The organism is Virgibacillus sp. L01 (assembly GCF_052246775.1).
Classification (GTDB): domain Bacteria; phylum Bacillota; class Bacilli; order Bacillales; family Amphibacillaceae; genus Lentibacillus.
In genome coordinates this window covers 13385-28114 of record NZ_JBQQCP010000002.1, presented here as the reverse complement: position 1 = coordinate 28114, position 14730 = coordinate 13385, and the positions used below count along the sequence as shown (strand labels likewise).

Annotated in this window: 18 protein-coding genes; 2 read left to right on the top strand and 16 right to left on the bottom strand. The window is 35.4% G+C overall.

Annotated elements, in window-relative coordinates; all coding sequences use genetic code 11:
• Positions 1 to 14 precede the first annotated feature (14 nt).
• Positions 15 to 1133 (top strand): 5-methyltetrahydropteroyltriglutamate--homocysteine S-methyltransferase, encoded by a 1119-nt coding sequence (locus ACTWQM_RS05190; protein WP_443257125.1) that lies wholly within the window; start codon positions 15 to 17, stop codon positions 1131 to 1133.
• A gap of 50 nt (positions 1134 to 1183) precedes the next feature.
• Here ACTWQM_RS05190 and ACTWQM_RS05185 read toward each other — a convergent pair whose 3' ends face one another.
• The 10 genes from ACTWQM_RS05185 to ACTWQM_RS05140 form a co-directional block, all read right to left on the bottom strand.
• Positions 1184 to 1405, bottom strand: coding sequence for a hypothetical protein (locus tag ACTWQM_RS05185; protein ID WP_443257124.1), 222 nt, complete (start codon positions 1403 to 1405; stop codon positions 1184 to 1186).
• 97 nt (positions 1406 to 1502) lie between these two features.
• Positions 1503 to 1640: a hypothetical protein gene (locus ACTWQM_RS05180; protein ID WP_443257123.1), complete on the bottom strand. Its 138-nt coding sequence runs from the start codon at positions 1638 to 1640 to the stop codon at positions 1503 to 1505.
• Positions 1641 to 1882: 242 nt separating this feature from the next.
• The gene (locus ACTWQM_RS05175; RefSeq protein ID WP_443257122.1) at positions 1883 to 2629 is read right to left on the bottom strand and encodes a metallophosphoesterase family protein; all 747 of its coding nucleotides are present in this window, start codon (positions 2627 to 2629) and stop codon (positions 1883 to 1885) included.
• 42 nt (positions 2630 to 2671) lie between these two features.
• Positions 2672 to 3337, bottom strand: a complete 666-nt coding sequence (locus tag ACTWQM_RS05170; protein WP_443257121.1) for a Type 1 glutamine amidotransferase-like domain-containing protein — start codon at positions 3335 to 3337, stop codon at positions 2672 to 2674.
• An 18-nt stretch (positions 3338 to 3355) separates the two neighbouring features.
• A complete protein-coding gene (locus ACTWQM_RS05165) occupies positions 3356 to 4618 on the bottom strand; it encodes a S41 family peptidase (RefSeq protein WP_443257120.1) in 1263 nt (420 codons plus the stop codon).
• 53 nt (positions 4619 to 4671) lie between these two features.
• Positions 4672 to 5112 (bottom strand): pyridoxamine 5'-phosphate oxidase family protein, encoded by a 441-nt coding sequence (locus ACTWQM_RS05160; RefSeq protein ID WP_443257119.1) that lies wholly within the window; start codon positions 5110 to 5112, stop codon positions 4672 to 4674.
• 42 nt (positions 5113 to 5154) lie between these two features.
• Positions 5155 to 5283 carry a hypothetical protein gene (locus ACTWQM_RS05155; protein WP_280922960.1) on the bottom strand — a complete coding sequence of 43 codons (129 nt, stop codon included), beginning with the start codon at positions 5281 to 5283 and terminating at the stop codon, positions 5155 to 5157.
• Positions 5284 to 5302: 19 nt separating this feature from the next.
• Positions 5303 to 5830, bottom strand: a complete 528-nt coding sequence (locus ACTWQM_RS05150; RefSeq protein WP_443257477.1) for an AAA family ATPase — start codon at positions 5828 to 5830, stop codon at positions 5303 to 5305.
• A gap of 47 nt (positions 5831 to 5877) precedes the next feature.
• Positions 5878 to 6408 carry a 2'-5' RNA ligase family protein gene (locus ACTWQM_RS05145; protein WP_443257118.1) on the bottom strand — a complete coding sequence of 177 codons (531 nt, stop codon included), beginning with the start codon at positions 6406 to 6408 and terminating at the stop codon, positions 5878 to 5880.
• Between the two features lie 83 nt (positions 6409 to 6491).
• Complete coding sequence (locus ACTWQM_RS05140; RefSeq protein WP_443257117.1) at positions 6492 to 7034, bottom strand: DinB family protein; 543 nt, start codon at positions 7032 to 7034, stop codon at positions 6492 to 6494.
• Between the two features lie 428 nt (positions 7035 to 7462).
• Here ACTWQM_RS05140 and ACTWQM_RS05135 point away from each other — a divergent pair, with 428 nt between their 5' ends.
• A complete protein-coding gene (locus tag ACTWQM_RS05135; RefSeq protein WP_443257116.1) occupies positions 7463 to 7657 on the top strand; it encodes a hypothetical protein in 195 nt (64 codons plus the stop codon).
• Between the two features lie 104 nt (positions 7658 to 7761).
• Here the strand turns inward: ACTWQM_RS05135 and ACTWQM_RS05130 are convergent, their stop codons facing one another.
• From ACTWQM_RS05130 to ACTWQM_RS05105, 6 genes are all read right to left on the bottom strand, one after another.
• Positions 7762 to 7887, bottom strand: coding sequence for a hypothetical protein (locus ACTWQM_RS05130; RefSeq protein WP_443257115.1), 126 nt, complete (start codon positions 7885 to 7887; stop codon positions 7762 to 7764).
• Positions 7888 to 7929: 42 nt separating this feature from the next.
• Positions 7930 to 8394, bottom strand: coding sequence for an NUDIX hydrolase (locus tag ACTWQM_RS05125; RefSeq protein WP_443257114.1), 465 nt, complete (start codon positions 8392 to 8394; stop codon positions 7930 to 7932).
• 44 nt (positions 8395 to 8438) lie between these two features.
• Positions 8439 to 9194, bottom strand: a complete 756-nt coding sequence (locus ACTWQM_RS05120; protein WP_443257113.1) for an aminoglycoside phosphotransferase family protein — start codon at positions 9192 to 9194, stop codon at positions 8439 to 8441.
• A gap of 120 nt (positions 9195 to 9314) precedes the next feature.
• Positions 9315 to 10268, bottom strand: a complete 954-nt coding sequence (locus tag ACTWQM_RS05115; RefSeq protein WP_443257112.1) for an alpha/beta hydrolase — start codon at positions 10266 to 10268, stop codon at positions 9315 to 9317.
• Between the two features lie 618 nt (positions 10269 to 10886).
• Positions 10887 to 12689, bottom strand: a complete 1803-nt coding sequence (locus ACTWQM_RS05110) for a YhgE/Pip domain-containing protein (protein WP_443257111.1) — start codon at positions 12687 to 12689, stop codon at positions 10887 to 10889.
• Between the two features lie 2 nt (positions 12690 to 12691).
• The gene (locus ACTWQM_RS05105) at positions 12692 to 14638 is read right to left on the bottom strand and encodes an efflux RND transporter permease subunit (protein ID WP_443257476.1); all 1947 of its coding nucleotides are present in this window, start codon (positions 14636 to 14638) and stop codon (positions 12692 to 12694) included.
• Positions 14639 to 14730: the final 92 nt, after the last annotated feature.

The following is a 14730-nucleotide window of genomic DNA, read 5'->3' as shown; positions in this document are numbered from 1 at the left end:
AAGAAGGAATTTGCATGTCAGTATCATTAACAAAAGCACCACCATTCAGAGCAGAGCACGTCGGAAGCTTACTACGCCCGGATAATTTACACAAAGCAAGACTAGAATACAAGGAAGGCAAACTTACAGCAGAACAATTACGAGAGGTCGAGACAAAAGAAATCAAGCGTGTTGTTGATAAGCAAATTGAACTTGGCTTAGAAGTTGTTACAGACGGGGAGTTTCGCCGTACATGGTTTCACTTGGACTTTCTAGAGCATCTAAACGGAATTGAAGGATATGTACCTGAGCAAGGATACCAATTCGAGGGATTGGAAACAGAGAAATATGACGTACGGAATACTGGTAAGGTTTCATTTAATCCGGACCACCCATTCCTAAAAGATTTCACTGATTTAAACGAAATTGTTGATGGACGGGCACTCGTAAAGCAAGCTATTCCTAGTCCTAACCAGCTCTTTAACGCTCGCATTCATAATACAGATATCTATCCAAACATCGAAGACTATGCAAGTGATATTATTAAAACCTACCAGGATGCGATCAAAGCATTTTACGATGCCGGTGTACGATACCTGCAATTAGATGATGTATACATCGCTGGACTATCCGCTCCAGATATCCCATTTAATGAGGGGAAATATTCAAGAGAAGATTTAATTGACCTGGCGTTACGAGTAGTTAATGGCGCTTTAGAGAATAAGCCTGAGGACTTAATTGTCACAACACACTTATGCCGAGGAAACTACCAATCTACCTGGGCATTTGAAGGAAGTTATTCCCTAATCGCTCCTACATTATTGGCAAAAGAAAAAGTAGACGGCTTCTTCCTGGAATATGATGACGATCGCTCAGGTGACTTCAAACCACTAGAACATATTCCAAACGGCGGTGCGCAAGTCGTATTAGGTCTTGTAACATCAAAGAACGGAGAACTTGAAGACAAAGAAACAATTAAAGCACGAATCAAGGAAGCATCACAATATGTACCACTCGAGCAACTATCTTTAAGCCCACAATGCGGCTTTGCTTCAACACATCACGGCAATAAGTTAACGGAAGAGCAGCAATGGAATAAACTGAAATATATTGTTAATCTGAGTGAAGAAGTCTGGGGAACTTATAACAAGTAATAAATAAAGAAGCTTGCAGAGAATCGATTTCTCTGCAAGCTTCTTTTGATCTAATGACAATTTTTTGCTGGACTTTTCTCCGTATACTTAAATGTATAGGTGAACAGACTAACCAAAAATAGTAATTCAACTACCCTAGTTAATAGACTAATCGTAATCTGCACATCCCTACCTAACAATACTAATGATTGGTTCGTATTTAAATCAAATAAAATATGACAAAAACAATAAATGCCAGTAATCCAAATAATTGTAATTAACGTATTTTTCATCACTCTGTCCCCCCACTTTTGATTGCGTCATTCCACTTAGCATATACTAACAGAAAAAGTCATAAAAAGGGAGACTTTTATATAAAATTTTTTTGCGCTATTCATTTACTTCCATTACATACGATGTTAACTCCTTTACTTTTGGATCTTTGAACCTATTAAGCCGATAAATATCACAAAAGGCATATAGCTTAAGACTGCCAGATTCATCAATAACTCTTACTGTGCCTTCCACAGCAGCAGTAATCCCATGTGTAATAATATTGCTTATTTTTAACTCCTGTGTTCCACCTGGTTACATCATCTCAAAAGCCTTCGTGAAATCACTTTTCCCCTGTATTGGTGACTCTCCTACAATAGTCCATTGAATATCATCTGTAATATTCGCAACAACATAATCCATATTGCCATTTAAGAATGCTTCATTGAATTCTTCCAGAAACTTTCCTTTTTTTGTGGATATTATAAAATCTCCTCTTATTTAGATATATTTAAATGTTGGTTACCATGAAAATTTTTGAGAATATCATCTCCAGCTGGAACATTCAACTTTTCATATCCAAGTAAAAATTCCTTGTTATCATAGGATACTTCAATAAAAGAAACATTAATTTGACCAAATTCCCCAACCTGCAATTTAGCATATGGTGCAAGGGGTTTAGGGGTACAACCTAATGAACTCGGGTTAAGGTAAAGTCTTTCTTTAGACTTAAAATGATGAACTGTATGATGGTGTCCAAAACAAATAACATCCGCATCAGTTAATTCATAAATATCATCAAGTCTTTTTGAAGTTGGCTGATTATCAATTGGCAAAAATTCATCTTGTGCATTCAAGTGATAATGTATAAACAAAAAGTTCTCTCCGTTTATTCTTGCATTTTGTCTCATTGGAATACTTTTGAGCCTAGAGATAAGTTTCTCATCCAGCCCTGAGGCAATCCATTTATGATGCTCCCTCTCATCTCCAACACTCCCTGGCTCATTTCCATCAAGTATTTTTAAAACTGCTTCATCATGATTTCCCATCACAAAAGATATATCGTTACGGGAAAATAACAACTCAAGAACTTCATTTGTTTCATGACCAATACCGATTAAATCCCCAAGACAATAAATGTGTTTAATTTGTTCATCTTTATCAATATCATCCAAAACAGCCTTCAAAGCCGCACTATTTCCATGAATATCCGCAACGATTGCTACTTTCTCTCCTGCATTCATTATATCCCCCGCTTAATCTGGTTAATTTCAAGAAGAAGTACTTTAAATAAAGGAACCTGGATGAACCATTTCTTTCCCCTCATTAGTAAAAGAAATGGCTGATGAATTCCCTATTACTTTTATACCTTCATCACTAACAGCGACACCAGTTCCATCTCTTAATGCAATAACAGACTTCTTATAATCTTTGATAAAGCTCGATATCAAACTTTCATTTCCAGCTTCATAGTGACACCAAATGGAATAGTCACTTATAAGATTAAGCCCATTAATGCTTTGTAAATCTGTGTTGTTTGGATCCATATGAGCACAGGTCATAATGTTTGAACCCAATATTATCGCTCCAGCACTCCCTCCATAGACAATACCCTCAGTCACTATGTATTCCTTTAAAAGGATATCAAATTGAGATATCCTAAACTCCCTTAATAAGTTAAACGTATTTCCGCCACCGATATAAATTGCCGAGAACTGTTTAAGATCATCAAAAGATTTATTATCTACATTGGTCCACATAGTGATATCTATTCCTAGTGGGTTAAAAACACTATACGCCCATTTGAAACATTCTTCATAAGGGATAACACCATTCATTGCGATAGGAATATATAACATTGGTTTTTTCGGATTAATGTGTTTTATAAAATACAAATCAATTTCCTTCGATTGCTCCTTATCTCCACCACCAGAAAGAATTAAATGTCCCATTAAATCCCACCCCTACAATTAAATTAACTCAAGTGCCTTTCTAACATCCAAATCCACGTCTATATGTTCAGGTGTCCAGGGAATATAAATATCAGGTTGGATTCCAACGCCTCTCATACCCTTTCCTTTATCAACGGTGGATAATTTTGACGTAGGATACGATAGTTTGAATTTGTTCTCCCAACTCATAATGGCAAGATTAGAATAATCATTTAAACCTAATGTTGGTCTTCCAATTACAGTGACCTTTGAAGAATTTTTGCAAAGCTCAACAAATGAATCGCCTGAACTTCCGCAATAGACATCAGTCAAAAGAATAACTTGTTCTGGACCAGATTTGGTTTTAATTGAAAAACTACCATCCATTTCTCCAAAATCAAGTTCAACAAAGCCCTTATCCTTGTTCTCCTCTAATTGTTTAATGAAAGCATTTATTTGATTTCGTGTTACCTCGTCTTCAATAGAAGAAAAAGCACTTTTAAGCAAATGTGTTCTCAGTTCTACATTTCGACTTGTACAGTTGGTTAACATAGAACCCTCATCAAATCCATTTAAATCTATTTCTTTTCCTTCTCCTTCAAAAAGAAAAGGAAGTAAATCAAAATAAGCTAAGTCACTTCCACCTCTGTTTACACGAACATCAATGATCAGGTTTTTACGAGAAGTTAAAAGTGAACGATTTTCATCGATTAACTTTGAGATAGCATTATGATTCATAAAGTCTGTTAATGTTAAAAATAATGTATCCTCCGAGATTTCTTTTATTGAATACTCTGGCTGGAAGCTTTCTTTTGGAGACTTCTTGAGTTCAAAAGTAAAAGATTTCCCTGATTCACTTATAACCTCAGCATTTTTGTATTGCGGAAGAATCGCACTCCAATTTTCCCGTTCTGCCTCCGTTTCCATCAATCTTCTTTTATGAATATTTACTAATTCTGGAACTGTTGAGCCATCTAACGCTGTTATAGCATAACCTTTTTTCACTCTATCTTCCTTTGCACTAGACACAACATAAAGTAAATCGTCATACCTTCTAACGGCAAACCTAACTTCATCTTCCATTTCAGTTGATTGTGCGGTATATTTAAACGCCATATGTAAATCTTTAAAATCCAGTAAATAATCTTGAACAATTCCCTCAAACTTTTCATCATTCATATTGCCTGATCCCCGTATTTTGTCACGGTAAAAATCTGGATTATCCCAACCCCTCTTATCCAAACAACCCGCATAATCGTTTTGTAAAATACTAATAATGTCCTCAAATATTTTTAAGTACATTTTGACCTCCCTTTTCCTACTAAGAATTCGTTAGACGTCTATAATAAACATCTTCAGGTTGCTAAATATGACTGATCCCGAACAACAACAGTTTCAGGTGTGAAACGAATCAAGACGTTACTTTTATTTAAATTTTTAAAACGTGGATCCCAATTGTTTTCATCCTGCCCCAAATAACGTGAAAGCAGCCGATTTGCAATTATATTATCAAACGGCATAACTGCTGCAGTTCCTCTAAACCCAGCATGTAAAACCAATCCCGTTTCAGGGTCAAAGTCGACAATCCCTATCGCGCATTTTGGATTATTCTTTATCCGCTTTGGGAAGGTATCTGAAGGTGTACCAATTATCCAAAGCTGCTGTTTCTCCCAGTGAAACCAAACTGGTGTATCTCTCGGGGCATCCTTATCGACCGTGGCTAAATGAGCAAATAGAGGTTTAGCGAGTAACTTTTCTAAATCAAAACTTCTATCTCCATTAGTAATAATCTTCATAATACGACCTCCATTTTATTGTTCACCATTACAAAGATGCTGTTATTTTTTAATATCTTTTAGTAGAGAAATAACCTCTTCATTCTGTTCAATTATCGTCTGATTTTGCTTTCTTAGTTTCGTGAAATCAAATAAATATATTAACAAGATTGCAACTATCAAAAAACTCATATGTACTTTTCCCTCTATTTTAAATAACTTCGATGGACAGCCTATCCTTTATAATATCTATAATATTGGAGACCTCAACATTCTCAGTATCGATGTACTCCTCAAAATTGTTTTCCTTAAAAGATTTTAAACATTGATCAGTTTGCCGGAAACACCAATTCCCATCTTCCTCTCCCCAATCCCGTAGCCTTTCAAAAATAGTACCCTTACTTGCTGTCAAACAAAAATGGTACGTTTGTTGATCGATACCTTTAAATCCATTTATAATGTAATCCAAGTATTCTGGTTTTTGAATCGTCATAGGCACTATAAGGTTAACTTTACATTTGGTTATTAATGATTCTGCTACATTAACAGTTAACTCCTTCCATAAAAGCAAGTCTTGAAAATCACCTGTCTTAGCCTCAAGTTGCTTTACATCCTCGGGGATGACATTTCGTAACATAAACCCAACCTCTTCAGGGTCAAAAATCATACTACCTTCGACATCTTTAACAAGTTCATTAGAGATAGTGGTTTTCCCTACACCAAATGCTCCGTTTATCATTATAATCAATAGAATTTATTCCCCATTTCCAATCTTTGAAGCAAAAATTAATTTAAAGGTATATCTACATACTTTATATATTTATTTGGTTCAATTTCTTGATAAACCCTTACAAATCTAACCTCAAAGGTTGGAAATGGACTAAGTTCAGTTTCTGCCGTGCTTTTCATATTTCTAAGTTCCATTTGTGATAAACCATGATTCGTTTTACCTAAGGTCATATGTGGTACAAAGTCCTTAAGTTCAAAGTATTTCTTTATTAAATCACTGGAAGGTGAAATCACTCGAACTATACTGTTATGTAATTTATATAACTCACAGGAAGCAGCACTTAAGTAAAGAATTTCATCACCAAAAAACATTGGTTTATCAATTGTTATTTCAAAAGGGTGAAAGTTATAACATACTTCTTTAACCTTCTGTAACCACTTTTCATCTGAGGTTAATCCACCTTGTGCCTTCAGAGTTATATGTGGTTCAACAACATCAGGTAGCCGATTATTTTTCCATTTATGCTGAAAATCTATTAATTTCATTTTGTATTCATCTGAAGGTACAATTCCAATAAAAAATTGCAATTAATAACCCCCACCCGTCTATTTAATATTAATTATTAATAAAAGACTAATCTTTCTAAGAATTAGCCCTTTCCACCTAAACTTTAGCCTTCCTGATTTCTCTTCATATGCTGACGAATTAGCCTGATTTGTCCGCGATGATTCAGTTCATCCTCAAATACATGAAACCAGCGGAAATAGTTATTAGCTACATTATTAGGGCCGAAGGGTGATACTTCATCTAACCAACTGTCCTCTTTTTCCCTGAACCTTTCTAACGTGTGTTCCCGGACGCGGTTTAACTGCTCTCTGTAGAATTCAATTTCTTTATTATGAATTATTTGATGGGCCTTATCACCAAGATTCAAGCCTACCTCAAGCTTTTGTAATTCCTTTTCAGTAGGATCCCTTTCCTCAAATGTGATAATTTGATAAACTTCTTCTACACATGCCATATGGTATAAAAGACAACCTATTGAATTTCCTTTCACATCTATACGATAATCAAGCTCTTTAGCTGTTAAATTATTTACTGCTTCTAGCGTAGTCATTCGTGTGTAATCCATCATGGATAATAATCTTCCTATTATTGAGTTATAGCCTGATTTTTCCTCAATGATAAATCTTTTGTCTTCTGTTGTTTTCATTTTTAATCTCCCTTTTACCCAGCTAATCCAATTAATTCAAATTAACTGGAAAATTATCAATTACTATTTCAAATAATTGCTTCAATAAAGGCGTCTTGTTTAACCAAGTACCTGTTAGTTCAATAAATTTATTACCTTTTCTATCACCTTAAGTTGTTTACTAATTAAATTATGAAAATTAAGTAGAAGTAAACCACTAACTCCACAACGCTGTCACTGATAATGGATAAGGTTTCTAACATACTCATTCTCCCAACATTTATCAATTCATTTTGACTTCTATTTAAGCTAAATAGTTACTTCTAAAAATAAGAGAATCATGTAACAGCTACTTAAAGTTCTTCTTGTACCTGCTAATTTAGTAAGATTTCTTAAATAAACTGGGCAGATTGGCTAATCGCACCAATAGATAACTAATCAAATAAGCAATGCTTGTGATTCCAAACAAGGCAAAAATTCCAGGTGAAAAGACTACGTATAAACTTACTGGTAATGACCACAAAAATCCGATTAACATTAGGATATTCTTTGACGTTAAAGAAGCAACTATCGCTAAACAAGCAGGAAGCAACAACATGAAGAATGTGTTTACTACAGGAGCTAATTCAGTTGGATTCGAATAAGGGTTGTAAAAGTTTAGGACAAACCATAGGACAATACTGGAGATACCGGCTGTTATTCCCAAAACTACCGAAACTTTTCTGATGTTCATCACTCCTCAATTTTCTTATCTGTTCTTCTCTAAACGATTAACTTTTTTAAATAAAATTATAATTGATATGATGACCGCAATTGGTAACCCCCATGTAATAACTATACCTAATACCATTGCAAAAATTGCTGACAAACTCATGGAACCACCCCCATTATTTCTATTAAATAGCCTGTATTAGCTTCACCCTTTAACCACAATATGTTTCGGGTTCATTGGGATATCTTTTATTTCTTCCTTTAAGAATTCGGGTTGTAAAGAGAGTTCATCAAGGTCATCTATCGGAAACCATTTATATACTAAATGACCAACCTCTATTCCGTAGAATTCTTCCGTACTAAGTTTATAATCATCCTTAAATGACACCTGATAGTAAAATCCTATTTCATGAAAGTCATTTCCATTAAATTTAAAAAAATTCTCAACTGACCAAAGCAACCTTTCTACTTTAACATCAATCCCCAGTTCCTCTTGGAATTCCCTATTTAGACCTTTCTGAGATTCTTCTGTGATTTCCACTCTCCCACCAGGAAGAGCCCAATGATTATCAGTTACACTTTTGTGTAAAAGAACATGACCATCCTGGATCCAAACACCAGCTACACGATAATTAAATACTGCCTTGTCCGTTTCAAATACTGCATCCATATACAAATTACCCCCAACCATATTTTATTTCATATTCTGTTCCGTTATTGAAGAGGACAGTAATAACTGATTATATCCATAAGCTGTTCCGATTCTTCTGAAGACACGTTTTCAGATAATCTTGCTCCGGCAATAATTGGAGCCCACTGGAAAATTTCTTCTTTTGACAAATCGCTTTTCTCACAATACAGTCGCAAATACATTTCCGCTAACTCCATTGAAAACTGTGAGTACAAAAGATACGTACGATATATGTCCGCACGAATGTCTCCTGCACTGGAATCAACCCAGTCTATAATTGCCACTTTATTATCTAACATAATCAAATTAAAAAGATGGAAGTCTCCATGACAAAGCCTCTTCTCATATGCCATTGAATCCAATTTGTGTATTAATGTAGACTTATGTCTTTCGTCTAATTCTGGAGCCAAATCAATTTGACGCCTTAATTTTCCAGCCATCGGCTCAAGTGGACCATCAGCAGTAATTATATGAATTTTTTGTTGTATTTCAATGGATAGTTTCATGTAATACTCTGCTTCCTGCCTATTCTTAAATAGGATATCACCTATTGTACTCCCTTTAATATATTCCATAATGATGGCTTGCTTCCCATCAATTTGTGTGACATCGAATATTTCAGGCACAAACAGTCCGCACGAATAAGCAAATTTCTGCTTATTTGCTTCATAAAGAGATTCTGATTTCGGTAAATAGTCGTTAAATATTTTGATAATCTTATTTTCCCAAAGGTATATAATTGCTGTATTCCCTTTTGCTATTGGTTTACCTAAATCCAATTGTAATCTCTCCCTGATCTGCTTCTGACTAAATATCAACTAATTTCACTTATCTCAAGATCCAGCATAATATTCCAATTATTGATGGAGAAAATCGGTTAGCCACACCCCAATATGGCTTTACTGCTTTTCTGAAATAAATTCTACTGCTTCAATAAGTTGATTAGTTAAGTCATCAGGCAAACTATGTCCCATACCTTTTTTAACAATTAACTTACAAGGAACCCCATTTTCTCTTAAGATATCCACTGTTTTTAGAGTCTTATCATAAAACGGATCTTTATCTCCTGTGATAACACAACCTCTTACATTTATTTCACTATTTAATTGCAGGATTTCTTCTATTTCTTCTGAATTTTCAAATGAAGGAACTATTGCTATAAATCCTTTAAATTTTGCTATATTATTCTTAAAACTTAGCTCAATTGCTGTCTTACCTCCCTGCGATGCTCCTGCTATTATATTCTCTTTTGCTGCAAGGTCGTATTTTCTCTTAAATTGATTGAATGTATCAGTAACATCTTTTTCTGCAACATCTTGATTATCCCAGGAATAACACTCATAACTAAACAACTGAGAAGATTGGGGAAATCCCAATAAATATTTTGATAAAATGGCTGATTCACTCCACTGTTCAGTGAAATCTTTGGCGTTTGAACCTTTCCAGTGTAATGCAAAAATAGAAGTGTTAGCTTGAGGGTTACCCACCACTTGCAATGAAGCTTTGGCATTTTTCTTTTCTGCTTCATATTTCTCGTTGCACAGTTCTAAAACTTTTTGAAATTCTACCTTTTCTTTGAGTGGTTGTAACTCAGCGTCATTCGTTAGCAGTTCTGGATTCCACCAAAATCCTTGATCTAATACTTCGCATAGTTCTGATATTGCTTTATCGTTGTTTCCTTGCAACATACAAATACCAGCTTTCCAATGCCCTAATCGATCTAGTTTCTCTGGAAATTGTTCCTTAGCCTTTTCTAAAAGCATAGCCGCTTCTGTAAAACTTTCCTCTTGCACCAGGTTAACTGCCTTTTGTTGAATTTTTGTAAATTCATTATTTGGTTTTGTGACTCCCATAAAAAATCTCTCCCTATCCAATAAGCCTTAATAAAGCGTACAAAATAAATCCTATACCAATAAATATAATGATAAATCTAATGATAAATCTAATTAACCAATACAGTTTAGAACGAATGAAAAAATCAATAATACCAACGGCTAAGAACACAACCCCTATAATAAAAATGATTGAAATTTCCAACAAACTTACTTCCCTGCATAAAATCATATATTTATTTACGATTACTGATCTTTCTACATTTGAATTATCCTCCAGTTAGCAAGTAAGTATAACCGTTCACAATATCTGTATTTATTTTAACACAAATATTCAGAATACCTCGTAAAATCAAGTAAAAACTAAAACAACTCACAAGCTTATTAGTAAATTTATGTATATGAATTTGTAGGACGGAATGTAGATTTGCACTAGCCATTGTTACTAACAATTTGGTGTACAAGTCACACTATAATTTCAATGGGTCTTATACTGAAACTCCAAATTACCAATAAAAAATAACCATCAATCAGTATACAAATTGATGGTCACTTCACATTACATTATTAATATTAGCGATAGGTAACGGAACCCGTAAATCTTCTTCGCACTTTCACCTAGTACTTTCCCAGATGCTCTTATCTAAATAAATCGAATAACCGGTCCCAGAATCCTTTTTTCTCTTCTTTCTGTTCTTGTGTTTCTTGCTTGTCACCATCTTTTTTTATACTTTCTGTTTTAATGACAAATTGTACGGAATTGACCTTTTTATTTTTCGATGAAACAAATGAAACGGGATTAAAATCGGATTTATCGTATTCATTAATCATTTGATCGATTTCAGTTTGCATTTGATCAGGTAAATCGTTTGTTGATTCAGCTAACTCAGTTGTACCTTCATGAAGGTCATTCACGCCATTTTCCAATTCACTTGTTCCATCTGTCAGGTCTGTGATGCCTCCATGCAGATCGCCGTATGATTTTGATACTTCGGATACGCCACCAGTATAGTCAACCAACCCAGAATGGAACGATTGATAATTGGATGATAGCTTGCTTAAACCTTGCTGTAATTTTTTCATCGATTCATCGACATTCATATTTTCTAAGCTCTTGCCCAAATTATCTGCCATCGTTTCAACTTTTGTTTTCATTGTTTGCAGTGATCCTATCACTCCATCTAATGTTGGGTTCACGGCTTTGAAGGCTTTTTTGACACTGAAATAGGTACTTTTCGCTGTACCCGCTGCTTTATGAGTTTTAATCAGTTTTTCAATAACCTGAGGATCTGCATTGCTAGCCTTTAATTTCTTTATTTCCTCATCAGAAATATCACTCGCAGGAATCGCTGCCATCGATTTATCCAGGGCATCATAAGCTTTAGCATATTGTTCCTTTAAATCAGACAAACCTTTCTTCGTTTCCCCTAAGCCATTTGCAATTTCAGTGAGCCCTTTTTGTAATTTCTTTAATTCACTTACATTCGACTTATTAGAACCGCTTCCTACTGACTGACTCATTTCTTCCAAGGCCTTATCAATTTCCTTAGAACCTTTAATAAGTTCAGAGGATCGATTAGCGAGTTTATTAATTCCATTTTTATACGATGCAGAACCTTCCTGTAAGCTTGCGGCGCCATTATTTAATTCGGCTATCCCTTCATTCAGTTCACCAACGCCTGCATTTATTTCTTCTGTTGCATCTGACAGGGACTTCATATCTTTGGTCATGTCTCCAGCGTCTGGCGATTCAATGGACATAGATGATGTTACTGCCGAAATTTCAATACTTTCCATTTCTAAATCTTTTACATCAGCCTTTACCACAAAGCTTTCTTCTTTTTCCGGCATAACAGTAAAGGTGACCTGTTTATTTTTCCCTGCATTGGCAATCGTGCCATTTTCAGCTTTGATATTTTGATAGATTTCCGAATTTAAAGGGAGTGATATCTGTAACATATAATTCTCGAAAAAATTGGAATTGGCCTTTTGATTTGCCTTTGTATCAATATGAATTTCAAACTGGCCATCTTTGCCTAACAGTTCATCAGGTGACACAGTTTCACCGTTCAATTTATAGGAAACATTGATATCCCATGGTAAGGCTTTGTTCTTAATATTTCCCTGATAATAAAACTCATCTTCTGTTGCTTTAAACGATACTTGATTATCGTTTAGTTTCATATTTGTTAAATTAGTTAAATTTTCAACACTGTTATATGGTCCAAAGTCAACCATTTTTCCAGGCTTATCAACCGTAAAGCTGTTGACGACGTACATCTCTTTCTGATCACCATTGGCATTTAGTGTGGCATATACGACTTCACTCTTCTCTGAATACGATCCATCTGCGGAAGATTCATTTGTCGCAGCTGATACCAAATGAGTTGGGATCATAAGAAGACATACCGTAAATATAGCGGTTATCCGTTTAAATCTCATTATCATTTCCCTTTCCCTTTATAGAAGTTTGCTCTTAGTGTTGTTTTTTCAATTATTCGATCGAAAATAACCAGCATAGCCGGCAGGACAAATACGACCATAACAAATGCGAGTAACGCACCTCTGCCTAGTAATAAACCGATCGAAGACACAATTGGGTTTGAAGACGTTAATGATAAAATAAATCCAACACTCGATAAGATCGAAGCGGAAATAAATATCGCAAAAATCTTATCATCGATCGTTTTCTTAATTGCCTCCATTGCTGGCATTTCTTTACGAAGGTTTTGGTATGTCTCCGTAAATAAGATGCCGTAATCCACTGTCGCGGCAAGTTGCACCGTACTGATAATTAAATAACCAACATACACCAACGACGAATCCATAAAGTATGGAACCGACAAGTTAAACCAAACTGCAGATTGAATCGTCAATAATAAAACAGCAGGTATGGAGATTGATCGGAATGTAATTAAAAGCACGATAGCAATTGCAATAACCGTTAGCAAATTCACGACTGTGTTATCTTCTTCAACGATTCTTTTCATATCATACAACGTTACACTCTCACCGAGTAGATGGGTGTCATCATAATAGGTTTCAGCAGTATCTCGAACATTCTCAATTAGCGAAAAAGCTGCTTCCCCTTCCGAACCTGTATCAGTGTTCAGTGTGATTCGCGTGTAGTTCTCTGAATAAAATTGTTCCGTCGTCGATTCCTCTAAATAGTCAGGGGGAATGGCCGAACTGACGACATTCACATAAGAAATTACACTCGACACATTAGGCAGGTTCTCTAACTGTTGAACGAGCTCTTCTTCCTGAGCCATATCACCATTAGGAACAAGTAAGGCCATTGGCGTGTTTTCCCCAAATTCTTCCTGTATAGCTGCTGCATCTGCACCAGCACGTGTTGTCTCCGGCTGTTCTCCTGTACCATATATAAAGGATGTTTCGCATTGTGCTAGAAATGCCGGCACGATTAATAGTAAAACTAATAATAAACTTGGAATCCTAAATTTCATTACGTGCTTCCCGATATTCTTAATACTCGGGACAAGTGGTCTGTGTTGTGTACGATCAATCCACTTGTAAAACATCAGTGTTAAAGCAGGTAAGAAGACGATGACACTAATAAAGCTCAGAACAATTCCTTTCACAAGGTTAAGACCTAGGTCTGCTCCAATGCCAAAGTCCATAAATGTGAGTGCCATAAAACCGAAAAACGTTGTTGATGCACTCGCTGCAATAGCTGGAAATGATCGTTTAATAGCTAGTTGCATCGCTTCTTTCGGATCTAAAACTTGCTTTCGATAATCGGAGAAACTATGCAGTAAAAAGATGGCATAATCCAGCGATACTGCCAGCTGCAGTATCGGTGCCACCGATTGAGTAACATACGATATTTCGCCGATAAAAATATTTGTACCTAAATTAATGATTACAGAAACCCCTATAGCCGTTAAAAAGAATAACGGTTCCATCCAGGAGCTAGTGGATAGAATTAAAATGATGATAATGATTGGAACCAATAATAAGGCTGCATTTAAAGACTCTTTACCAGCCATTTTTTGTGATGTCGCCGTGTCTACTGCCTCACCTGAAATGGCATTTCCCTCACCAATCAAATTATAAATTTTTTCAGTAGCTTCGACTTCTTCACCTTCACGAATATTTATGGAAAATAAGGCTGATTTATCCTGATAATAAGATTCTACAGTATCCGGATTAGCCATTTCGACTGGCGTTTTTATATCCATAACATCATCTAACCAAGTCACTGAAGTTACACCATCGATTGCTGCTAATTTATCTTTGAATGCTGAGGCTTCGGTAATCGAGACATCCCTAACCATCACCCTCGCATTCGCAATCGGCTCATCGAATTCTTTTTCCATTAAATCCATAGCCACTATTGATGGTGCATCATCTGGCAGATAATCAACCATATTGTAATTGACTGAAACAGCAAATTGCGCAATTGTACTAACTAGCGCAATGATGATAAATGTGATCACAATGGGTTTTTTATGTTTGATAA

Coding starts and splice junctions, on each gene's coding strand:
- ACTWQM_RS05140 (WP_443257117.1), bottom strand. CDS start 7,034: ATGAAAACAACAGAAGACAAAAGATTTATCATTGAGGAAAAATCAGGC.
- ACTWQM_RS05190 (WP_443257125.1), top strand. CDS start 15: ATGTCAGTATCATTAACAAAAGCACCACCATTCAGAGCAGAGCACGTC.
- ACTWQM_RS05115 (WP_443257112.1), bottom strand. CDS start 10,268: ATGGGAGTCACAAAACCAAATAATGAATTTACAAAAATTCAACAAAAG.
- ACTWQM_RS05150 (WP_443257477.1), bottom strand. CDS start 5,830: ATGATAAACGGAGCATTTGGTGTAGGGAAAACCACTATCTCTAATGAA.
- ACTWQM_RS05155 (WP_280922960.1), bottom strand. CDS start 5,283: ATGAGTTTTTTGATAGTTGCAATCTTGTTAATATATTTATTTGATTTC.
- ACTWQM_RS05160 (WP_443257119.1), bottom strand. CDS start 5,112: ATGAAGATTATTACTAATGGAGATAGAAGTTTTGATTTAGAAAAGTTA.
- ACTWQM_RS05170 (WP_443257121.1), bottom strand. CDS start 3,337: ATGGGACATTTAATTCTTTCTGGTGGTGGAGATAAGGAGCAATCGAAG.
- ACTWQM_RS05125 (WP_443257114.1), bottom strand. CDS start 8,394: ATGGATGCAGTATTTGAAACGGACAAGGCAGTATTTAATTATCGTGTA.
- ACTWQM_RS05130 (WP_443257115.1), bottom strand. CDS start 7,887: ATGAGTTTGTCAGCAATTTTTGCAATGGTATTAGGTATAGTTATTACA.
- ACTWQM_RS05135 (WP_443257116.1), top strand. CDS start 7,463: ATGCTTGTGATTCCAAACAAGGCAAAAATTCCAGGTGAAAAGACTACG.
- ACTWQM_RS05165 (WP_443257120.1), bottom strand. CDS start 4,618: ATGTACTTAAAAATATTTGAGGACATTATTAGTATTTTACAAAACGAT.
- ACTWQM_RS05175 (WP_443257122.1), bottom strand. CDS start 2,629: ATGAATGCAGGAGAGAAAGTAGCAATCGTTGCGGATATTCATGGAAAT.
- ACTWQM_RS05185 (WP_443257124.1), bottom strand. CDS start 1,405: ATGAAAAATACGTTAATTACAATTATTTGGATTACTGGCATTTATTGT.
- ACTWQM_RS05110 (WP_443257111.1), bottom strand. CDS start 12,689: ATGAGATTTAAACGGATAACCGCTATATTTACGGTATGTCTTCTTATG.
- ACTWQM_RS05105 (WP_443257476.1), bottom strand. CDS start 14,638: ATGGTTGATTATCTGCCAGATGATGCACCATCAATAGTGGCTATGGAT.